The organism is Azonexus sp. IMCC34842, from assembly GCF_050368855.1.
Classification (GTDB): domain Bacteria; phylum Pseudomonadota; class Gammaproteobacteria; order Burkholderiales; family Rhodocyclaceae; genus Azonexus; species Azonexus denitrificans_A.
The window spans coordinates 1,926,670-1,947,232 of sequence record NZ_CP178449.1 but is presented as its reverse complement, the minus strand read 5'-3'; the positions used below and the strand labels follow the sequence as shown (position 1 = coordinate 1,947,232).

Here is a 20,563-nt window from a genome sequence, read left to right as displayed (position 1 = left end):
GCGATACAAATAAATATCCATGGAAAAAATTTCAACCTACGAAAAAATCGGTGGCGATGTCACCGTCGGCAAACTGGCCGACCGCTTCTATCAGTTGATGGACAGCACCCCGCAATTTGCCGAGCTGCGCGGCATGCATCCGGAAAGCCTGCAGGGTTCGCGCGAAAAGCTTTACATGTTCCTGTCCGGTTGGCTGGGCGGACCGGATCTGTTCGTCGAAAAATTCGGGCATCCCCGCTTGCGTGGCCGTCACATGCCTTTTTCAATCGGCGTCAAGGAACGCGATCAGTGGGTCGCTTGCATGGTTTTGGCGATGGAAGATGTCGGTATCGAGCCGGGGATCCGCGCTAAACTGCTGGAGAATTTCTTTAATACCGCTGATTTCATGCGCAATAAAGAAGGTTAAAAGCAGCTTGGGGATGTTGCGGCGCAGCACGGGGTGGTAGAATCACGCCTTTGATTTTTCAGGTCTTCCCATGTCCGCTCGTCCGATTCGCAACATCGCCATCATCGCCCACGTTGACCACGGTAAAACTACCCTGGTCGACCAGCTGCTCCGCCAGTCCGGTACTTTTGCCGCTCACCAGCAGTTGGTCGAGTGCGTCATGGACTCCAACGACCTGGAAAAAGAACGTGGCATCACGATTCTTTCCAAGAACACCTCGGTCCAGTACGAAGGCGTTCACATCAACATCGTCGATACCCCGGGTCACGCGGACTTCGGTGGTGAAGTCGAGCGTGTGCTCGGCATGGTCGATGGCGTGGTCCTGCTGGTCGATGCCGCTGAAGGCCCGATGCCGCAAACCCGTTTCGTCACCAAGAAGGCACTGGCCCTTGGCCTGCGCCCGATCGTTCTGGTCAACAAGGTTGACCGCGACGGTGCCGATCCCGATCAAGCCGTCAATCTGACTTTCGATCTGTTCGACAAGCTGGGTGCGACCGACGAGCAGCTCGATTTCCCGATCGTCTATGCTTCCGGCCTCAATGGCTGGGCGGCGATGGAACTGGATCAGCCGCGCGAAAACATGAAGCCGCTGTTCGACACGATTCTTCGCCATGTGCCGGCCCCGGATACCGATATCGAAGCACCGCTGCAACTGCAGATTACAGCCCTCGATTATTCCTCCTACGTCGGTCGCATCGGCGTTGGCAAGATCAATCGCGGCAAGGTCAAGACCGGCCAGAACGTGCTGGTCATGTTCGGTACCGAAGAAGAGGCGGCCGAACACGAGCGCAGCCCGATCAAGGCCAAGATTGGCCAGGTTTTTGGTTACCAGGGTCTGAACAAGGTCGAGCTGGTTGAAGGTCATGCCGGCGACATCGTGCAGATCACCGGTATCGAAGACCTGGTCCTCGGTTGTACCGTGACCGATCCGGAACAGCCGGAATCCCTGCCGCTGCTGAAGATCGACGAGCCGACCCTGTCCATGCAGTTCATGGTCAATACCAGCCCGCTGGCCGGTACCGAAGGCAAGTTCGTCACCAGCCGCCAGCTGCGTGACCGTCTGCACAAGGAACTGCTGACCAATATGGCGCTGCGCGTGCATGACACCGCCAACGGTGACGTCTTCGACGTCGCCGGCCGTGGAGAACTGCACCTCGGCATCCTGCTCGAGAACATGCGTCGCGAAGGCTTCGAGCTGGCCGTCGGTCGTCCGCGCGTCGTCAAGAAGACGATCAACGGTGTCGAGTGCGAACCGTATGAGCTGCTCACCGTCGACGTCGAAGAAGATACCCAGGGCGGCGTCATGGAAAGCCTCGGCCAGCGTAAGGGCGACCTGCAGGACATGGTGCCGGACGGTCGCGGTCGCGTCCGTATCGAATACCGCATCCCGGCTCGTGGCCTGATCGGCTTCCAGGGCGAATTCATGAACCTGACGCGCGGCAACGGCCTGATGAGCCACGTCTTCGACGAATACGCCCCGCTTCGGGACGGCAATGTGGCCGAGCGCCGCAACGGCGTGCTGATCTCCCAGGATAACGGCGAAGCCGTTGCCTACGCGCTGTGGAAGCTGCAGGATCGCGGCCGCATGTTCGTCGTGCCGGGCGACAAGCTGTACGAAGGCATGATCATCGGTATTCACAGCCGTGAAAATGACCTCGTCGTGAACCCGATCAAGGGCAAGCAGCTGACCAACGTCCGTGCGTCCGGTACTGACGAAGCGGTTCGCCTGGTGCCGGCAGTTCAGCTCAGCCTGGAAGCCGCCGTCGAGTTCATCGAAGAAGACGAACTGGTGGAACTGACGCCGAAGTCGATTCGTCTGCGCAAGCGTTACCTGACCGAAATCGAACGGAAGCGCGCCCAGCGTAACTGATCGGCCTCCGCCGGCACCCTTTGGGTGCGGGTACTGCGTCACAGAAAGGCGACCCGTTGGGTCGCCTTTTTATTGGCTGCGTCGATCTTTTTTACTTTGCTTGGCGCGATCTCGAAGCAGATCTGTGCAATCGACTTCTGCCGGATTTATCCCTGAGGGCCGTATTCAAGGGATGTATTCACCTTGCTGCGGTGGACGAGGAATTTGGCAGCAAATTCAGCCGCCGGTAACGGACGACTGATCAGATAGCCCTGCAAAACATCACAGCCGAGGGTCTTCAGGCGGCGATGCTGGGGCACCGTTTCGACGCCTTCGGCAACTACCCGGAGAGACAGGCTTTTTGCCATGGCAATGATGGCCCGGACCAGCGGGTCACTGCCTGCCGAGCCATCGTCTAGAACCAAGTCATTAATGAAGGAACGGTCGATCTTCAGTGTGCCGATGGGTAGGCGTTGCAGATAGGAGAGCGACGAATAACCGGTGCCGAAGTCATCCAGCGCAATCGTGATGCCCGCCGCACGCAGGTGGCGCAACTGTTCGATGGAGCCTCCTTCCGCATCGAGCAGGACCGATTCGGTGATTTCCACCTCGAGCGCGCTGCTGGGCAAGCCTGCTGCTTGAAGTTTTTCCAGAATGAATTGGGATACCGAAGGGCGCCAGAACTGGCGCGGCGACAGGTTGATGGCAATCGGCGGAATCTCGCCAAACTGTTCTCGCCACGTGTTGATCTGGGTGACCGCCTGCTCGATGACCCAATCGCCGATCGGTACGATCAAGCCGCATTCTTCGGCAACCGGAATGAAATGATCGGGCGGAATCTGGCTCTCGCCGTCGTGCCAACGAAGCAAAGCTTCGGCGCCGACGAGCTGGCCGGTCTGGGTATCAACCTGGGGTTGGAAATAAAGCTCGAGTTGTTGCTCCTGCAAGGCACGACGCAGGCGCGTTTCGAGAGACATACGGAAGGTTACCCGCTGGTTCATCAGCGGGGTATGCGAGCGTATGGCATTCCCGCCCGCCGCCTTCGCCTCGTACATCGCGGTATCGGCATGCCGAAGCAGCGTCTCCCCATCGCCGGCATCTTCAGGAAAGATGCTGATGCCGATGCTGGCGCTGGTAAAGAAATCGGTTTCACCGCAGAGAAAGGGCGCCGTGATCTGTTCCTTGAATATCAAAGCCGTGTCGACCGCTACGTTGGCATCGCTGATCGGATTTATCAGGACGATGAACTCGTCGCCACCCTGGCGATAGAGGCAGCAATTGGCCGGCATCTCCTGCTTGAGACGCAGTGCAACAAGCTGCAGCAACTGGTCGCCGGCGCGATGACCCAGCGTGTCGTTGATATTCTTGAAGCGATCCAGATCGATGAAGAGGACGGCGAGTTTGCAGCTGCGCTCCTTGGCCTTCACGATGGCGTTGTGCAACTGTTGAGAAAATAGGAGGCGATTGGGCAGGCCGGTCAGTACGTCGTGTTGGGCGAGAAATTCCATTTCCTCCTGGTGCGTACGGCGCTCGGTGATGTCGGTCACCGAGCCGACCATCTGATAAGCCTTGCCATGCCGGTCGCGCACCGCCAAACCACGCGAGGCGATCCAGCGGTAAGTGCCGTCTTTCGCCAGCACCCGGTATTCGCAGTAGAAAAAAACTGTTTTCCCTTTGAGGTGTTCGGCCACTGCGCTGTTGTAGGCGGCACGATCATCGGGATGGACCAGCTTCAGCCAGCCATCGGTGTCCGCCAGAAAGTCCTCGTCATAACCGAGAATTTCCAGCAGCCGGGTGCCGACATGCAGCGCCTTGGTGACCGGATCCCATTCCCAGAATCCATCATGGGCCGCCAGCATGGCCATGTCGTACGCGCGGCTGATCGAGCGAAATTCGCGCCATTCCACATAAGCGAGCCAGGCAGCAGCGCTACCGGCGATGAGCAACAGGGCGATAAACGGTATACCCGGTACGAGCAGTGTGCCGGCCAAGCCAATAATCAGCGCGATGAAGATCGCAATGCTTTGAGGTCTACGGCTTTTTCGGCGGTGCTGACGCGAGGAAGACCGGGTGAGTTGTGATAAGCCGAAGCTTGGCACAGGTGTTGGTCAGCCGCCGGTCATCGACATGAAGCGCACGACCTGTGGTGCGTCCATCTGCTTTGTAAAGTCGTGACCGTAGGGCTTGATGCCCATACTGTCGACAATCGCCTGGCGTAAGGCAGCATTGTCGCTATCGGTGCGGAGCACCGGCAGCAGATGTGCCGCATCGTTCTGGCCAAGGCAGGGGTAGAGCTCGCCCTTGGCGGTGATTCGCACGCGGTTGCAGGAGTCGCAGAAATTGTGGCTGTGCGGTGAAATGAAGCCGATCCGCGATTCCGAGCCGGGCGTGCGCCAATAACGCGCCGGGCCGCCCGAGTTTTCGGTCGACGGAATCAGCTCGAAGCGCCGGGCCAGCTGTTCGCGCGTTTCTTCCGAGGAAATGTAGGTAGTGTTGCGGCCATGAATTTCGCCGAGCGGCATTTCCTCGATGAAGGAAATGTCCAGTTCGTTATCGAGCGCAAATTGAACCAGATCGACGAACTCGTCGTCATTGGTGCCGCGCATCATCACCACATTCAGTTTGGTCCGACGAAAACCGGCGCTGCGGGCGGCTTCTATGCCTTTCAGGACCTTGTTCAGGTCGCCGATCCGGGTGATTTTCCGGAAACGCTCGGCGTTGAGGGTGTCGAGGCTGATGTTGATGCGCTTGACGCCGGCTTGGCGCAGCGGACGAGCGAAACGGTCGAGTTGCGAACCGTTGGTGGTCAGAACCAGATTATCGAGGCCGGGCAGGGCGCCCAGGCGCTCGATCAGCCACATCGCGTCCTTGCGCACCAGCGGCTCGCCGCCGGTAATGCGCAGCTTGTTGACGCCCAGTCCGACGAAAACCGTGGCGACGCGCAGGCACTCTTCCAGGCTCATCACTTCATTGCGCGGTAGAAACGTCATTTCCTCGGCCATGCAGTAGGTGCACCGGAAGTCGCAGCGATCGGTAATCGACAGCCGGACGTAGCTGATCCGTCGCCCGTACTTGTCGACCAGCGTGCCTTCCGGGTGCTTTTGCCCAGCCGGGTCGATGACCGGCATGAAGTTCGCCAACCCGGTGGGTGTTGATTCTGGCCTGAGTGTCTCGTTCTGCATGGTTGGCGCTTTCGCTTCGCGGCCTAAGAAATGGTTTGTGGCTTCTGGCTGCGGATTATCTGTATTGGGCCCGAAGCATACAAGTGGAGAGATCAAAAATCCAAAAGGTTCCCCACGCTTGGCGCCATCATGGCTCGGTGCGATACGGCAGGTGGCTGGCTGCTTCCTCGGCATAGGCGAGAACCGCGGATTTCTGTCGCGCCAGGTGTTGGCCGATCAGGTGGCGCATCCGCTCGTCCTCTATCCAGTGACACGAGCGGACCAGCGTCGGTTCGAAGCCGCGTGCCACCTTGTGCTCGCCGCCGGCACCGGGTTCGAAGGTCGATAATCCATGCTCCAGGCAATAGGCAATGCCCTGGTAAAAACACAGTTCAAAGTGCAGGCTGTGGTAATTGCCCAGGGTGCCCCAGTAGCGGCCGTACAGCGTGTCGTCGCTGCGGAAGCAAAGCGAAATGGCGACCGGAGTTGCCTGTTCGCGCGCAATGAAGACGACCATCCGGCGGCCAAGTGTGGCCGCCAGCTCGGCAAAGCAGGACGGGGAAAAGGCTGCGTAATTGCCGAATTTGTCGAACGTCGTGGCATAGAGTTGGTGGAGGGCGGGCCACTCGGCGGGATCGATTTCATCGCCGTGCCGGACTTCGATGCGCAGACCGCTGTCGACGATCCGCCGGCGTTCCGCCTTGACCTTGCGGCGGCGCGCCGAGGCAAAGGCGCCGAGGAACTCGTCGAAATCCCCGAACCCGCGATTTCGCCAATGGAACTGGACATCGTGACTGACCAGCAAGCCCTGCGAAGAGAGCAGATCGACGTCGCCGTCGGCCGGCAAGGCGACGTGCCATGAGGACAATCCGTTGGCCGAGACACGGTGTCTGGCGGCCTCGATCAGGCTTGTTCGAAGCCCATCGGCATCGTTCCCCGAACCGATCAGCAGGCGTGGCCCGCGTGCCGGGGTGTGCGGCAGGCCGCTCAGCAGTTTCGGGAAATAGACCTTGCCCAGCTGTTCGTAGGCGGCCGCCCAGGACCAGTCGCGGATGAAATCGCCATGCGAGTTGCGCTTGAGGTAACTGGGCAGGATGCCGACCACCATGCCGTCGCAGTCTTTGGCGATCAGGTGATTGGCCTGCCAGCCACAGGCCGGGCCAGCCGTCTCGTGGCGTTCGAGAATGTCGAGGAAATCGGCATTGAGAAAGGGGTGGCCGGGCGGGGCAAGACGCTCCCAGGCGGCGCGTCCGATTTCCCGGGCGGTGGTGACGGTGCTGATGGCGATGGGTGGCATGACTCGCAGAGGACAGATTGACCGGGGTCAGAGTCTTCTTGCCGCCTTCAGTTCAGTCAGACTGTAGCGGTCTTCACGGATTTACAGGCGGCGGACAAGGTCGGGCAGCGCTTTGACCAATTCATCCGCCGACAGCCCCGCTTCAAAGCACCGCCGTTGCCGGTTGCCGGCCGACAGATAGTCGACGCCGTAACAGTCAATACCGAGCAAGCGGATGCCCGGGGCGGCGAGTGCAGCGGCGGCTGCCAGCAGTTCTTCCTCCTGCTCGGCGGTAATGCTGTTCGGCTGGTCCCAGTCGGCTGAATCCAGCCAGCCCATTTTGCCGATGCCGCCGATAAACCTCGCCCGTTTGACCTGCATCCGGAAGAACATGAAATCGAGCTGCAGATATTGCCCGGCATCCGGCTGAAAGCGGAGATAGCGGGCGACGGTCGCCCCGGTCGGCTCGCATCGCGCAAAGTCGCCGAGTAGCGTGATGCGCGCCGCGTTCTGGATGTTTGCCGGTGCGGTCTCGCTGACGGCGAGGCTCGCCCGGCCATCGGCCAGCAGATTCTTCGTGTGTTCCGCCAGGCTGCTGATCAGCAGCAGCGGTCGCTGCACTTCGTCGACGACCAGCGGCACGGCCGTGGCATACGGGTAACCGGGCAACTGCGTCGAGTGGGCAGCGAGCATCGCGTGGGGTGTCGCGTGCAACAGGTGAATGGCGGAGGCGATGGCGATTTGCATGTCAGGAAGGGGTGATTTCCGGGAGTGTCAGCGTACCGGCAAAGCGGCGTTTTTCGGTGGCGCTCAGCCGCTTGACGCGGTATTCGGCTTGTGACGCCGTTGACCGGTCGGGGTGGGCTTCAAATCCGAGCAGCCGGGCCGGGGCGTGAGAACGCGTGTAGCGCGCTCCGCTGCCGTTCTGGTGGGCGGCGTAGCGGGCCTCGACGTCGACGGTGATGCCGGTGTAGATGCTGCCGTCCACGCATTCGATCAAATACAAATACCAGGGTTTCGGATTGCTCATCGCTTGGCAATACTCGTCAGCATTTCAGTCTCGAACAGACATTTTTCAGGGCCGGGATGATACGTCAGTTTTTCGGGCGGGCTGCGGCGGCCACTGCTTCGGCCAGTGTGTTCAGGACGTTCATCGGCGGCGCGTCACGCAGGTAGATCATGCCGGTCGGCACCTGAGCGATGTCGTCGGGCAGCGTTTCGATGACGAGGTCGGCGGCATGCGGCGATTGCTCGACTACCCGGCGTGGCATCAAGGTCCAGCCGAGGCCGACCGAGACGCAACCGAGAATGCCTTCCAAGGTGCCGAACTCCATCGCATCGGCCACGGCGTGGCCCATCGCTCGTTGCCAGGCGAGGGCGAGGGCGCGGGCGCGGTAGGCGCAGCCTTCGCGGAAGAGGATCAGCGGTTGCACTACCGGGTTGGCCCCGATGGCGCAGATCTGGACCAACTCTTCGATCACCAGCAACTCGAACTGCAAGGCCGGATGCACGACCGGCCCGGCGATGAAGGCGCAATCGAGCTTGTGGGCCAGCACCCGCTCGGCAAGCGCGGCGCTGGTGTCGGTGACGACCCGCAGGTCGACCCGCGGATGCGTCGCGCGCACCGCCTTGAGCGCCTTTGGCAGGTGCAGTGCGGCAAAGGTTTCCATCGCCCCGATGCGCAGTTCGCCGGCGCTTTCGCCGACCTGCTTGACGGCTGCGCTGGTCTGCCGTTCAAGCAGTAGCATGCGCCGCGCGTAATCGAGCAAGACGCGACCGGACGGGGCCAGTTCCAGGCCGCGCCCCTTGCGGAAAAACAACTCGGCGCCGAGTTCCTCTTCCAGCCGGCGGATGCGGCTGGTGACATTGGACTGCACGGTATTCAGCTTGCGTGAGGCGGCCAGGATGCCGCCTTCCTCGACGACCGTGCGGAAGGTATGCAGGGCGATCAATTCCATAACGTATCTCCAATAACGAATGGTTCATTCTGAACAATTCAATTGTACGGATATGTTACAGCGGATATCGTGGTGCCGACAAACCATAAGGAAGCTCCAATGAGCCCACAGAGAGAACGCATCAAGGTGCTCGGCGCCGGTATCTTCAGCCTGATCCTGGTGCTTGGCGTCGCCCGTTTTTCCTACACGCCGCTGCTGCCGCAGATGCAGCAGCAGGCCGGGCTGGGCGTCGCTGCCGCCGGCTGGCTGGCGGCGCTGAACTACGCCGGTTATCTGAGCGGCGCCTTGCTCGCCTCGCTGATCAGCGATCTGGTGTTGAAGGATCGCCTGTACCGGATTGGCATGGTGCTGGCGGTGCTCAGCACGGTTGTCATGGGCCTGACCGATAACGTCATCGTCTGGGCGCTGTCCCGTTTCCTCGCCGGTTTGAGCAGTGCGGCCGGGATGTTGTTCGGCACCGGCCTGATCCTCAACTGGCTGATCCGCCACAATCATCGCAGCGAACTGGGCATCCATTTTTCCGGCATCGGCATCGGCATCGCCGGCTGCGCGGCGGCGGTCGGCCTGATGAGCCACTGGTTGGACTGGCGCGAGCAATGGTTCGCCTTCTCGGCGATCGGCTGTCTGCTGCTCGTTCCGGCACTGCGCTGGCTGCCGGCACCGGACCGCAGCCCGCTGACCAAGAGCGGGCAAAAGATGGAAGACAATCCGCCCAGCCCGACTTTCATGCGTCTATTCATGGCCGCCTATTTTTGCGCCGGTTTCGGCTATGTGGTCAGCGCCACCTTCATCGTCGCCATCATCAATCAACTGCCGGGGCTGGCCGGGCAGGGCAATCTGGTCTTTCTCGCCATCGGTATCGGGGCGGCGCCGGCCTGCATCAATTGGGACTTCATCGCCCGGCGAACCGGCGATCTCAACGCGCTGATCCTCGCCGCCGTGCTGCAGATCATCGGCATCCTGCTGCCGGTCATGTTCGGCGGCCTGCTGGCTTCGCTGTTCGGCGCACTGCTCTTCGGCGGCACCTTCATCGGCATGGTCAGTCTGGTCTTGAGCATGGCCGGTCGCTACTATCCGACGCGCCCGGCCAAGATGATGGGCAAGATGACCCTTTCCTACGGCGCGGCCCAGATCATCGGGCCGGCCTTTACCGGCTGGCTGGCCGCGCGTCTGGGCAGTTACGCGGCCGGCCTCTACGTCGCGGCGGCGGTGATGGCGATCGGTACCGTGCTGCTGTTGCTGCTGAAGTTCGTCGAAAAGCGCGAAGCGGCCGAGAGCGCTGCTATCCTTGCGTTGTGCCCCGGGAACATGGGTATCTCCGCTCAAGGTAATCAGTGACCACAGACAGTCAGAAAATCAGGTTTTTCCGCCGACATATTCCGTCGTTCGCCTGCCTGCCGGGGTGTCACGATTGCTGTGGGCCGGTGACCACCTCCAGCGAAGAGATGGCCCGCTTGCTGGTCAAGAGCCGTGCCGTTCATGAGGCGGCCCTGGCCGATCTGAGCTGTCCGCACCTGGGCGATGAGGGCTGCCAGGTTTATGCGGAACGCCCGCTGATCTGCCGGCTGTTTGGCACCACCCCCGGGCTGCCTTGTCCGCATGGCCGAAGGCCGGAGGTGATGACCGATCGCCGAATCGAACAGCAGATTCACCATTTTTTTGCCGCCACGCGCCAAGTACTGGTCTGATTCGCCCGCCGTCAGCAGATATTTTGCCTCGCCCCTGCGTTATTGACGCAAAATTAGCGGTTTCCAGCTAAGCGTAACGAGGTTTTTGCGATGACCGTCCGAGCCATTCTCCGCATGGGAGATCCGATCCTGACGCAACTGGCCGCCCCGGTGCTGCGTTTCGATACGCCGGAGCTTCGGCAGTTGCTCGACGACATGTTCGAGACCATGCGTGCGGCTGACGGCGTTGGCCTCGCCGCGCCGCAAATCGGCGTCGGCTTGCAGGTGGTGATTTTCGGTTTCGAGACGAGCGAACGTTACCCGGATGCCGAGTCGGTTCCGCAAACCGTTCTGATCAACCCGGTGATCACGCCGCTCGGCGCCGAGGAAGAGCTGGGCTGGGAAGGCTGTCTGTCGGTGCCCGGTCTGCGCGGCGAGGTCCCCCGTCACGGCCGCATTCGTTACCGGGGCTTCGATCCGTTCGGCCAGGCGATCGACCGGACGGTCAGTGGTTTTCATGCGCGGGTGGTGCAGCACGAATGCGACCATCTGATCGGTCGGCTTTACCCCTCGCGCATCCGCGATTTCTCACGGTTCGGTTTTACCGACGTACTGTTCCCGGAAGCTTCCGGCGAGGAATGATCGCTGCGCTGCGGTTTGGATTTGCCGGGGAAATGTCAATCGATTGTTGATTTTTCCACTTTGCTCAAATCAACGGTTGATTTTCCACCGACCGAAGTATCAAATATACAAGTCTATTGTGTCACCAGCGGCGATCAGGGCGATCCGGATCGTTCGCCTTGCCATAAAAAGCTGTTTGGCATATTTGTAGCTCTCGTGGGGAGGGAGTCAGCATGAAACGAATCAGCATCTGCCTTGTCGTCCTTGTCGTCCTTGCCGCCTTGTTTGGTTGTGGCGAGAAACCAGGCGAAGCGCCGGCCAAGCCGTTGGCGCGACCTTTCGAAGGGCAATCGATTTCGCTGATCGTGCCGAAACTCGATGCCCGTCTGATTCGCGGGCCGATTCTCGATGAAGTCGAGAATTTCCAGGAGAAGACCGGCGCCAAGGTCCGGGTGCTGACGCCGGGCTGGAATGAGACTATCGAGAAAATCGATGAGTCGCTGAAGTCGGCGGATGCCAATTTCGACATCTACGTCGTCATTTCGATGTGGAGCGGCACGCTTCTCAGTGGTGGTTACGTCGAGCCGGTTCCCGAAGCGATCAAGCGGAAGATCGACTGGGACGATGTGCTGCCGATCTACCGAAATACGGTCTTGTCATGGAATAACGTCGCCTATGGCTTGCCTTACGATGGCGATTGCATAAATCTCTATTACCGCAAGGATGTTTTCGCCAATCCGGAGTTTCAGGCGCGATTCAAGAAAAAATACAAATATGACCTGGCGCCACCCGCAACGTGGAAAGCCTATCGCGACATTGCCGAGTTTTTCACCGGCTGGGACTGGAATGGCAATGGCAAGCCGGGCTATGGCGTTGCCGGCAACCGGGTCAAGGGCGATATCTCGATGCTCCAGTTCTTTGCCCAGGCGGCGGCTTTTGCCAAGCATCCCGACGATCCTGCCTACTACTTCGATCCCGATACCTTAAAGCCGCGGATCAACAATCCCGGATTCGTCCGGGCTTTGCAGGTGTGGGTCGATACGCTGAAATATGGCCCGCCGGGCATGGTCAATTTTGCCGGCCACGACGTCCGCAACAGTTTCGTTTCCGGGCAGACGGTGATGGCTATCGATTGGGCCGACATGGGGGTGCATGCGGTCAACTCGCCGGCTTCGGTGGTCAAGGACAAGATCGGCTACAGCCAGATTCCGGGCAGTGGCGAAGTTTTCAACGCGATAAGCGGCCAGTGGGACGAGCGGCCGAACCAGGTCTCTTCGATCAGCGGCAATTGGACTTTCTTCGTCAGCAAGGCTTCGAAGAACAAAGCCCTGGCCTTTGAGTTTGCCGCTCACATGACCTCGAAAGCACTGACCAAAAAACTGACGGCGATCAGCGGAACCGCGGTCAACCCGTCGCGTCGCTCGCATTTTGAAGATCCCGCCTCGTGGAATCAGTCGGGATTTTCGACCGAGTCGGCCAAAGCCTATCTCGATGAAATCACCCAGTCGTTATCGAATGCGAATGTCGTCTACGACATAACCATTCCCGGTGCCGGGGAGTATTACCGTGTCGCCGACGAGTTCGTCGCCAAGGCGGTCAACCGCGAGATGAAGCCGAAAGAGGCGCTCGACCGGGCGGCCGAGGAATGGGAGAAGATTACCGAGCGGCTTGGCCGGGACAAGCAGATTGCCTACTACAAGGCCTCGCTGAACGTGAATCGATAATGGCAGGTCAGGTTGTGATCAAAAACCCACGAAGCATCCGGAATATCTCGCTGTATGGGTTCGCCGTGCTCATCCTCGGGGCGCTGCTGAGCGGGGTGGCGGTCGCCTATTTGGCTTTCGATTACAGCGCGGTCGTCGCCCGCCAGCGCGCCGTCGAGGACGCCTATAAATCCGTCCTGGCCTTGAAGTACCACACGGAGCGCCTGCTATCGACGCCGGAACTGATCAAGCAGCGCAAGAGCTGGGAAGCCTCGGTGAACGATTTCGACCGGCTGCTTGACGGGGTGGCCAGGGAAGCGCCGACCCAGGCGGATGCCATTGCCGGTAGTTGGCAGCTGATCCGGCGGGAAATCGATGGCATCAAGGGGCAGTTGGCCAATCCGGCTTTCAGCGAAAGCAGTCTGCAGGAGAAATCCTTGCTGCGCCGCTTCGGTGAAGGCCTGAATGTCAGCGAGGGCGGCGAATACTATGTCGCGGTGAGGACGCTGGTGAACGCCATCGATTTTCTCCAGCAACGTCAGGATTTTCTGCTCGATGATCTCAAAACGCTGAATGACCACATTCGTGAAGACGGTGATGTGCAGTTGCAGCGCACCAAGCGCTTGCTGGTTCTGGTGCCGCTGATTACCGCCATTACCCTGGTTGCCTTTGCCGCCGTGATGTTCACCCTGACCGGGCGCGTCGAGTTGGAACTGCTCCAGATCCACAGCAATCTGCAGAAAACGCTCTCGGAACTCGAATTCGAACGGACGCGTCTGCAAACGCTGTTTGCAACGATTCCGGCATTGGTCTGGCTCAAGGATCCGAACGGGGTCTATCTGGCCTGTAACCCGCCTTTCGAGCGATTTTTCGGTGCCGCCCAAGCGGCCGTCATTGGCCGGACCGATTACGACTTCGTCGATCGCGAGCAGGCTGATTTCTTCCGTAGCAAGGACGAGATCGCGGCCAGTTCCAACCACTCTTCGGTCAATGAAGAGTGGCTGACCTTCAAGGCCGATGGCTACCGCGGTCTTTTCGAGACGACCAAGACGCCGATGCGGGCGGCGGATGGCACGCTGATCGGGGTGCTCGGCGTCGCTTACGACATAACCGAGCATCGCAGCGCGCAAAATGAGTTGATCCGCCACCGCGACCATCTCGAAGAGATGATCCGCGACCGGACCTCCGAACTGGCCGAGGCCAAGGAGGTTGCCGAGACGGCCAATGCAGCCAAGAGTGCATTCCTGGCCAACATGAGCCATGAGATCCGGACGCCGCTCAACGCGATCATCGGTTTCACCCATCTGCTTCGGCGCGAGGCGGTGCTGCCCCGGCAGATTGAACAGCTCGACAAGGTTACCGATGCCGCCAAGCACTTGCTGAGCATCATCAACGACATTCTCGATTTTTCGAAGATCGAGGCCGGCAAATTGAGCCTGGAGAGCGTCGAGTTCAAGCTGGACGAGCTCTTCAAGAACATCGCCAATCTGGTTGGCGAGGCGGTCGCCGCAAAAGGGATCGAGCTCGTCGTGCGCATCGATCCGGAGCTGCCGTTCGTGCTGCGGGGCGACAGCGTCCGCCTGCAGCAGATTCTGGTCAATTTCGCGAGCAACGCCGTCAAATTTACCCACACGGGGAGCGTCGTCTTCAGGGCTAAAGCGGTCAGCCGCTCGGCCAGTCAGTTGCACGTCCGCTTCGAGGTCTGCGATACCGGCATCGGTCTGACTGCTGAGCAGCAATCGCGGATATTCCAGGCGTTCGAACAAGCCGACAGTTCGACCACCCGGCAGTTTGGCGGCACCGGACTGGGGCTCGCCATCAGCCGGCGCCTGGCGGAATTGCTGGGCGGGGCCGTGGGGGTCGTCAGCGAACCCGGCAAGGGGAGCACTTTCTGGGTCGAGGTGCCCTTGCTGATGCTCAATGGCCAGGGTGTCCCGGATATCCCGAAGATCGGTATGGCCGAACCGCGGGCCTTGGTGGTGGACGATCTGCCGGAGGCTCGTGAAGCGATCATGCAGACGCTGGCCCGATTCGGCCTTGAGGTTTCTGCGGCGGCCCGCGGTTCCGATGCGGTGCGCGAGGTGGTCGAGGCGGCGCGTTTAGACCGGCATTTTGGCTTGGTCCTGATCGATGCCGAAATGCCCGGGATGGATGGTATCGAGACCGCGCGCAAGCTGCGTCAGGCCTGTCCGGCAGAGCACCCGAGCATCATTCTGATGACGGTGCCGGGGCGCGATTACCTGGCCAGGGTAGCCGCGAGTCGGGATATCGACGGCATCCTCAGCAAGCCCGCCACCCCCTCCAGCTTGTTCGATGCGATCGCGCGTACTCAGCCCGGCTATTTGCTCAAACCGACAAGTCCGGAGATCAGTATCGTCGATGTCCGCAGCAAGTTGCAGGGTCGTCGCATTCTGTTGGCCGAGGACAATCGGGTGAATCAGGAAGTGGCGCTTGAACTGCTGCACGACTCCGGTGTCTCGGTCGATCTGGCCGAGGATGGCCAGATGGCCGTCGATATGGCGCGCGCCAATGCCTATGAACTGATCCTGATGGATATCCAGATGCCGCGCATGGATGGTCTGGAAGCTTGCCGGCGGATTCGCACCTTGCCCGGCCGCTCCGAACTGCCGATTCTGGCGATGACCGCCAATGCTTTTGCCGAGGATCGTCAGTTATGCCTGGAGGCGGGCATGAACGATCATGTCGCCAAGCCGATCGACCCGAAGGCGCTGATCGATGCGCTGCTTCACTGGCTCCCGCGCCGTGAAGAAAGTGTGCCGGAAGACGATGTTTTGCCCCGCGCCGAGATGCCCCAGGACAGTAATCCGTTGTTGGAGGCGAGGCTGAGAGATATTGAAGGTCTCGATGTCGATGCCGGACTGAACATCGTTCGCGGCAAAATTTCCTCCTATTTGCGGATCTTGCAACTGTTTGCCGATGGCCATCGCGATGACGTGGAGAAATTACGTGACCACCTCGCGCAACAGCACATTCGCGAGGCCGAGTCCTGCGCCCATTCCCTGAAGGGGGGAGCTGGCGGCATCGGGGCGGCCGCTATTCAACGGCTTGCCACCGAACTGGAAAGGTCGCTCAAGGATCCCGTTCTGCAAGCTGCCCAGGTTCACCTGGACCAGTTGGCCGAGGAACTGCCCCGTTTGATCAACGACATCGTGGCGCTCCTCGCTACGCCGGAGGCCATCGTTCCTCCTGCGCTCGCATTGCCCGATCCGGTCAGTCCGCGGCGCCTGCTGGCCCGGCTCAAGGTGTTGCTGGCGGCCGACGATATCGCTGCACGGCACTATTTCGAGGAAAACCGGAGCGTCCTGGCCGGGGTGCTGGAGCCGGTCGTCCTGGAGCGTCTGGGACAACAAATTTCACGCTTCGCTTATGATGAAGCACTGAGCACCCTGGAAACAGCATGAACAAGCACCTGCAAACCATTCTCCTGGTCGACGATCAGCCGGAAAATCTGGAGATTCTCGGTGCGGTGCTGGCCCCTTTCTATCAGGTCAAAGTCGCTACCGGCGGCCAGCGCGCGCTGCGCTCGGCACTTTCCGAACCGCGCCCGGACCTGATTCTGCTCGACGTCATGATGCCGGAAATGGATGGCTACTCGGTTCTCGAACATCTGCGCGAAAACATCGTAACCCGCGACATTCCGGTCATCTTCGTGACTGCCAAGGATTCGGCCATGGACGAAGAGCGTGGCCTCGAACTTGGCGCCGCGGATTACATTGCCAAGCCGGTCAAGCCGGCCGTCGTTTTGGCACGGGTTCATACTCAACTCGAAAACAAACGGGCCAAGGAGTGGCTCAGGGATCAGAACGCCTTTCTCGACGCCGAAGTCAAACGGCGCATGCGTGACAACGAGGTGATCCAGAGCGCCAGCCTGCATGCCCTGGCGATTCTTGCCGAAACGCGCGACAGTGACACCGGAAACCACATTCATCGAACCCAGTCCTACGTCGAGGCGCTGGTTCACGCCATTCGAAGGCACCCGGAGCGCTTCGGCAATCTGCTTGAGGAAGAACTCACTTCTATCGTCAAGGCGGCGCCTCTGCACGATATCGGCAAGGTCGGCATTCCCGACAGCGTCCTGTATAAACCTGGGCGCTTCTCGGACGACGAATTTGAAATAATGAAAAAGCATAGCCAGATCGGTGCCGATGCCATTGCCCAGGCCATGCAGCGGGTCAAGGATGCAAATCCCGCCATCGCCGGTGACGGCAGCCCGGCTCTGGCCTTCCTCGAAGTGGCGCGGCAGATTGCCCGTTGGCATCATGAGCGCTGGGACGGCCGTGGTTATCCGGACCTGCTGCAGGGCGATGAAATTCCGCTGGCCGCCCGTTTAATGGCCATCGCCGACGTCTTCGATGCATTGGTCAGCAAGCGCGTATACAAAGAAGCATTGCCGATAGACGAGGCGATCAACGTCATTCGTGCCGACAGCGGGAAGCATTTCGATCCCCGGCTGGTCGATCTGTTTCTTGAAATTCAGGCCGAATTCGCGGAAATCGCTTATCGCTTTGCCGATGTGTGAGATTAAAAGTGCGAGTAATCCTTGCCCAAGCGGCTTTAGGTTGGGTCAAGCATTGTTTGAGCAAGCAAACGCCGGTTATCATCTGGCGTTGAATTTTCGACCATTCAGCGGGGAGGGGGCAGTAATGGAATGCAACTGTGCCGTGGCTGAACTTGGGCCGGAAAGCAAAAAGCCCAATCTTGATGATTGGGCTAAATGTGGTTTTCTCTGGCTCCCCGACCTGGGCTCGAACCAGGGACCTACGGATTAACAGTCCGGCGCTCTACCAACTGAGCTATCGAGGAACAGAGGAGCGCATTATAGGTATCGAACCCGCTTGCGTCAAGCGTCTTGTGGCTTTTAGAAGAAAAAAACTTACGTATGGATCCTAAGCTTGTTTATGCAAAAACGCCGATGGGGGACGAGGCGGTTCGGCAAAGTACGCGGGTTGTACAGCGTAACCTTCGCATGGTCCTGGTTCAGGTTGATGGAAAACTGACCATCGAGGAGCTGTCGGTAAAGATGGAAAATCCGCGCATGGTCGAGAGCGCGCTTCGTGAACTGGAGGAGGGCGGGTTTATCGGCCCGAGGCTCGAAGCGGCCTCGGTTTGGGCGGAAAGCGGGCTGCCGAGCCACAAGGAACAGGTTTCGGCGCTTTCCCAATTTTCGACTTTCGGCCCGAAATCCCTTTCCCCTCCTGACCGTCCAAAGGGCGACAGCATGGGCGGCAAATTTTCTTTTTTCGGCAAACCGATTCTTCCTTCGTCAGGCAACAAGAGCGCCGTATCGTCGGGGACAGCAGCGATCACGTCGCGTGAGCTAGTTCCCGACAAGCATGATGACGATGGGAAGAGAGTTCCGTTGCTGAAGTGGGGACTGCTCGGACTTGCCGGTGCCTTACTTTTACTGCTCGGATTGGTGCTGTTTTACCCCTATGCTGATTTCAAGCCGGCGATCGAGGCGGCGGCGAGCCGTTTTTTGCAAACGCCGGTCAAGGTCGGTCACGTTGGCATGACGCTCTTGCCGCAGCCGCAATTGAACCTGGCGGATGTTCGGATTGGCGAAGCTGGCGATTCGCGAATCGAGACAATCCACATTGCGTCCCCGTTTGCTCTGCTGGGGAGCCGGCCACATCGGATCTCCCGTGTCGATGTCGTCGGTGCCGTACTTTCAGCCAATCGTCTGGTCGCTTTGCCGATATTTGGCGCGGCGCGGGGTTCGGCGGCTGACGAGGTGGTGATTCGGCGCCTTCGCATCGAGCGCGGCGCAGTGACGGTGCGCGATATTGCGCTACGCGATATCGCCGGGGAGATTATCTTCAAGGCCGATGGCAGTATTGAGAAGGCCGCCTTTCAGGCAGTCGATCGCAGCATCCGGCTGGCTGTCGTACCTACCCCCCAAGGATTGCTGCTCAATATTGAAGGCATGGCCTGGAAGCCCGCCGGCATGCCGGTTTCTTTCGACTCGCTGCAAGCCAAGGGGCTGCTGCAAAAAAACAAGCTGCTGATTCAGAGCATCGATACCACCTTCCTTGGCGGTATCCTGAAAGGCAACTGGTTGCTCGACTGGAGTAATGGTCTGGTGATGGCCGGTGATGCCAGTCTGCACCGAATCGATTGTCGTCAACTAAGTGCGGCGTTCGTGCCGACGCTGAAGCTGGAGGGCGACCTGGGTGGCACATTGCGCCTGAGAGCCGGTGGAAACGATTGGGCGAGCATGTGGAATAGTCTCGAAGGTATGCTTGATGCGGATATTACGCGGGGTATTTTGTATGGGGTCGATCTCGGGGAGGTGGCCAGACGTGGTGGTGGTTCCGTGGTGCGCTCCGGGGCGACCAAGTTCGATCGTTTGCGCTCCAACATTACGATCAATCCCGGGCAGGTCATCGGCCGCGATATTCGGCTCGACGCCGGCATGATGACGGCGACCGGTCAGTTCCTGGCCCGTCGCGATCGGCCGATTGATGCCACGCTGAGCATCGGCATCCAGACCTCCGTGTCGAGTCGGCACGTGCCTGTCCATGTCTCGGGGATACTGCCGGATCTCACGGCTTCCGGTAGCAAATAAAAAAGGGCGAGACCGCGGTCTCGCCCTTTTTGTTTCGCCTTGAAAAAATCAGGCTTTGGTCACGGCGGCGATGGCCTTGGCGACATATTCCAGATTCTTGGTGTTCAGCGCCGCCAGGCAGATACGCCCGGTCGACACGGCGTAGATGCCGAATTCGTCCTTCATCCGTTCGACCTGGGCAGCGGTCAAACCGGTGTAGGAGAACATGCCGCGTTGTTGAACGACGAAGGAGAAATCCTGAGCGACGCCCTGTGCCTTGATGGCATCGACCAAACCGGTGCGCATGGCACGGATGCGGTCGCGCATGCCGGACAGTTCGGTTTCCCACATCTGACGCAGCTCCGGCGTCGCGAGGACGGCGGCAACCAGAGCACCACCGTGAGTCGGCGGGTTGGAGTAGTTGGTGCGGATTACCCGTTTGACTTGCGACAAGACGCGAGCGGATTCTTCCTTGCTGGCGGTGATGACGGACAGCGCGCCAACGCGTTCGCCGTAAAGTGAGAAACTTTTCGAGAAAGAGCTGGAGACGAAGAACTGCAGGCCGGACGCAGAGAAGGCACGGACGGCGACGGCATCGGCGTCGATGCCGTCGGCAAAGCCTTGGTAGGCCATGTCGAGGAAGGGCACCAGGCCACGCTCGCGGCAGACGTCCACAACTTCCTGCCATTGGGCATCCGAGAGATCGGCGCCGGTCGGGTTGTGGCAGCAGGCGTGCAGGATGATGACGGAACCGGCGGCCAGGCTGTTCAAGCAGGCCTTCATGCCGGTGAAATTGACGCCCCGGGTGGCGGCATCGTAGTACGGATAGTTTTCGACAACGAAACCGGCCGACTCGAACAGCGCACGGTGATTTTCCCAGGAGGGATCGCTGATATAGACTTTGGCCTTCGGGTTCAGGCGTTTCAGGTAATCGGCACCAACCTTCAGCGCGCCGGTGCCGCCCAGGCACTGGGCGGTGATGACCTGGCCGTTGGCGATCAGTTCGGATTCCTTGCCGAGCAACAGGTTCTGCACGGCCTGGTTGTAGGCCGGAGAGCCTTCGATCGGTTGATAACCGCGCGGTAATGCAGCCTTGACGCGTGCGTCTTCGGCCGACTTGACGGCTGCGAGCAGGGGGATTTTGCCGTTGTCGTCGAAGTAAACACCGACGCCAAGGTTGACCTTGGTGCCGCGGGTGTCGGCGTTGAATGATTCGTTCAGGCCGAGGATGGGATCACGCGGGGCCATCTCTACCGCAGCAAAGATCGAAGAGGACATAAGGTCTCCATGGAATAATAGGAACACTGTCCGCGCAGCG

At 59.9% G+C, this 20,563-nt stretch carries 16 protein-coding genes and 1 tRNA gene; 9 read left to right on the top strand and 8 right to left on the bottom strand.

The window, feature by feature from the left end:
- Nucleotides 1–19: 19 nt before the first annotated feature.
- Nucleotides 20–406, top strand: coding sequence for a group II truncated hemoglobin (locus ACLIKD_RS09220; protein ID WP_226415115.1), 387 nt, complete (start codon nucleotides 20–22; stop codon nucleotides 404–406).
- A 70-nt stretch (nucleotides 407–476) separates the two neighbouring features.
- Entirely contained in the window at nucleotides 477–2,315 is a 1,839-nt protein-coding gene (gene typA, locus ACLIKD_RS09215; RefSeq protein WP_226415111.1) for a translational GTPase TypA, read from the top strand.
- Nucleotides 2,316–2,461: 146 nt separating this feature from the next.
- On the opposite strand, the gene ACLIKD_RS09210 is transcribed toward typA, so the two are convergent.
- The 6 genes from ACLIKD_RS09210 to ACLIKD_RS09185 all read right to left on the bottom strand — a co-directional run bounded on the left by ACLIKD_RS09210 (nucleotide 2,462) and on the right by ACLIKD_RS09185 (nucleotide 8,689).
- Complete coding sequence (locus ACLIKD_RS09210) at nucleotides 2,462–4,285, bottom strand: putative bifunctional diguanylate cyclase/phosphodiesterase (RefSeq protein WP_428828077.1); 1,824 nt, start codon at nucleotides 4,283–4,285, stop codon at nucleotides 2,462–2,464.
- 117 nt (nucleotides 4,286–4,402) lie between these two features.
- A complete protein-coding gene (gene moaA / locus ACLIKD_RS09205; RefSeq protein ID WP_428828076.1) occupies nucleotides 4,403–5,422 on the bottom strand; it encodes a GTP 3',8-cyclase MoaA in 1,020 nt (339 codons plus the stop codon).
- 181 nt (nucleotides 5,423–5,603) lie between these two features.
- Nucleotides 5,604–6,752, bottom strand: a complete 1,149-nt coding sequence (locus ACLIKD_RS09200; RefSeq protein WP_428828075.1) for a GNAT family N-acetyltransferase — start codon at nucleotides 6,750–6,752, stop codon at nucleotides 5,604–5,606.
- A gap of 81 nt (nucleotides 6,753–6,833) precedes the next feature.
- Entirely contained in the window at nucleotides 6,834–7,478 is a 645-nt protein-coding gene (locus tag ACLIKD_RS09195) for a HugZ family protein (RefSeq protein WP_428828074.1), read from the bottom strand.
- 1 nt (nucleotide 7,479) lies between these two features.
- The gene (locus ACLIKD_RS09190) at nucleotides 7,480–7,761 is read right to left on the bottom strand and encodes a GIY-YIG nuclease family protein (RefSeq protein ID WP_428828073.1); all 282 of its coding nucleotides are present in this window, start codon (nucleotides 7,759–7,761) and stop codon (nucleotides 7,480–7,482) included.
- Nucleotides 7,762–7,825: 64 nt separating this feature from the next.
- Nucleotides 7,826–8,689: a LysR family transcriptional regulator gene (locus ACLIKD_RS09185; protein ID WP_428828072.1), complete on the bottom strand. Its 864-nt coding sequence runs from the start codon at nucleotides 8,687–8,689 to the stop codon at nucleotides 7,826–7,828.
- Nucleotides 8,690–8,788: 99 nt separating this feature from the next.
- On the opposite strand from ACLIKD_RS09185, the gene ACLIKD_RS09180 reads away from it, so the two are divergent.
- The 6 genes from ACLIKD_RS09180 (at nucleotide 8,789) to ACLIKD_RS09155 (ending at nucleotide 17,220) form a co-directional block, all read left to right on the top strand.
- Nucleotides 8,789–10,027, top strand: coding sequence for a YbfB/YjiJ family MFS transporter (locus tag ACLIKD_RS09180; protein WP_428828071.1), 1,239 nt, complete (start codon nucleotides 8,789–8,791; stop codon nucleotides 10,025–10,027).
- A gap of 86 nt (nucleotides 10,028–10,113) precedes the next feature.
- On the top strand, nucleotides 10,114–10,377 hold the full coding sequence (locus tag ACLIKD_RS09175; RefSeq protein ID WP_428828070.1) for a YkgJ family cysteine cluster protein: 264 nt from the start codon (nucleotides 10,114–10,116) through the stop codon (nucleotides 10,375–10,377).
- A gap of 90 nt (nucleotides 10,378–10,467) precedes the next feature.
- Nucleotides 10,468–10,998: a peptide deformylase gene (gene def / locus ACLIKD_RS09170; RefSeq protein ID WP_428828069.1), complete on the top strand. Its 531-nt coding sequence runs from the start codon at nucleotides 10,468–10,470 to the stop codon at nucleotides 10,996–10,998.
- Nucleotides 10,999–11,210: 212 nt separating this feature from the next.
- Nucleotides 11,211–12,701, top strand: a complete 1,491-nt coding sequence (locus ACLIKD_RS09165; RefSeq protein ID WP_428828068.1) for an extracellular solute-binding protein — start codon at nucleotides 11,211–11,213, stop codon at nucleotides 12,699–12,701.
- A complete protein-coding gene (locus ACLIKD_RS09160; protein ID WP_428828067.1) occupies nucleotides 12,701–16,102 on the top strand; it encodes a response regulator in 3,402 nt (1,133 codons plus the stop codon). Before ACLIKD_RS09165 ends, ACLIKD_RS09160 begins: the two co-directional genes overlap by 1 nt.
- Nucleotides 16,099–17,220: an HD-GYP domain-containing protein gene (locus ACLIKD_RS09155; RefSeq protein ID WP_428828066.1), complete on the top strand. Its 1,122-nt coding sequence runs from the start codon at nucleotides 16,099–16,101 to the stop codon at nucleotides 17,218–17,220. Before ACLIKD_RS09160 ends, ACLIKD_RS09155 begins: the two co-directional genes overlap by 4 nt.
- A gap of 208 nt (nucleotides 17,221–17,428) precedes the next feature.
- Here ACLIKD_RS09155 and ACLIKD_RS09150 read toward each other — a convergent pair.
- A tRNA-Asn gene (locus ACLIKD_RS09150) sits at nucleotides 17,429–17,504 on the bottom strand.
- A gap of 76 nt (nucleotides 17,505–17,580) precedes the next feature.
- Here ACLIKD_RS09150 and ACLIKD_RS09145 point away from each other — a divergent pair.
- A complete protein-coding gene (locus ACLIKD_RS09145) occupies nucleotides 17,581–19,266 on the top strand; it encodes an AsmA-like C-terminal region-containing protein (protein ID WP_428828065.1) in 1,686 nt (561 codons plus the stop codon).
- A gap of 48 nt (nucleotides 19,267–19,314) precedes the next feature.
- Here ACLIKD_RS09145 and ACLIKD_RS09140 read toward each other — a convergent pair whose 3' ends face one another.
- Nucleotides 19,315–20,523 (bottom strand): amino acid aminotransferase, encoded by a 1,209-nt coding sequence (locus tag ACLIKD_RS09140; RefSeq protein WP_428828064.1) that lies wholly within the window; start codon nucleotides 20,521–20,523, stop codon nucleotides 19,315–19,317.
- Nucleotides 20,524–20,563 lie beyond the last annotated feature (40 nt).

Excerpts from the sequence above, each read along its gene's own strand:
- ACLIKD_RS09220 (WP_226415115.1), top strand. The coding sequence starts at position 20 with ATGGAAAAAATTTCAACCTACGAAAAAATCGGTGGCGATGTCACCGTC.
- typA (WP_226415111.1), top strand. The coding sequence starts at position 477 with ATGTCCGCTCGTCCGATTCGCAACATCGCCATCATCGCCCACGTTGAC.
- moaA (WP_428828076.1), bottom strand. The coding sequence starts at position 5,422 with ATGCCGGTCATCGACCCGGCTGGGCAAAAGCACCCGGAAGGCACGCTG.
- ACLIKD_RS09200 (WP_428828075.1), bottom strand. The coding sequence starts at position 6,752 with ATGCCACCCATCGCCATCAGCACCGTCACCACCGCCCGGGAAATCGGA.
- ACLIKD_RS09195 (WP_428828074.1), bottom strand. The coding sequence starts at position 7,478 with ATGCAAATCGCCATCGCCTCCGCCATTCACCTGTTGCACGCGACACCC.
- ACLIKD_RS09190 (WP_428828073.1), bottom strand. The coding sequence starts at position 7,761 with ATGAGCAATCCGAAACCCTGGTATTTGTATTTGATCGAATGCGTGGAC.
- ACLIKD_RS09185 (WP_428828072.1), bottom strand. The coding sequence starts at position 8,689 with ATGGAATTGATCGCCCTGCATACCTTCCGCACGGTCGTCGAGGAAGGC.
- ACLIKD_RS09180 (WP_428828071.1), top strand. The coding sequence starts at position 8,789 with ATGAGCCCACAGAGAGAACGCATCAAGGTGCTCGGCGCCGGTATCTTC.
- def (WP_428828069.1), top strand. The coding sequence starts at position 10,468 with ATGACCGTCCGAGCCATTCTCCGCATGGGAGATCCGATCCTGACGCAA.
- ACLIKD_RS09165 (WP_428828068.1), top strand. The coding sequence starts at position 11,211 with ATGAAACGAATCAGCATCTGCCTTGTCGTCCTTGTCGTCCTTGCCGCC.
- ACLIKD_RS09160 (WP_428828067.1), top strand. The coding sequence starts at position 12,701 with ATGGCAGGTCAGGTTGTGATCAAAAACCCACGAAGCATCCGGAATATC.
- ACLIKD_RS09155 (WP_428828066.1), top strand. The coding sequence starts at position 16,099 with ATGAACAAGCACCTGCAAACCATTCTCCTGGTCGACGATCAGCCGGAA.
- ACLIKD_RS09145 (WP_428828065.1), top strand. The coding sequence starts at position 17,581 with ATGGATCCTAAGCTTGTTTATGCAAAAACGCCGATGGGGGACGAGGCG.
- ACLIKD_RS09140 (WP_428828064.1), bottom strand. The coding sequence starts at position 20,523 with ATGTCCTCTTCGATCTTTGCTGCGGTAGAGATGGCCCCGCGTGATCCC.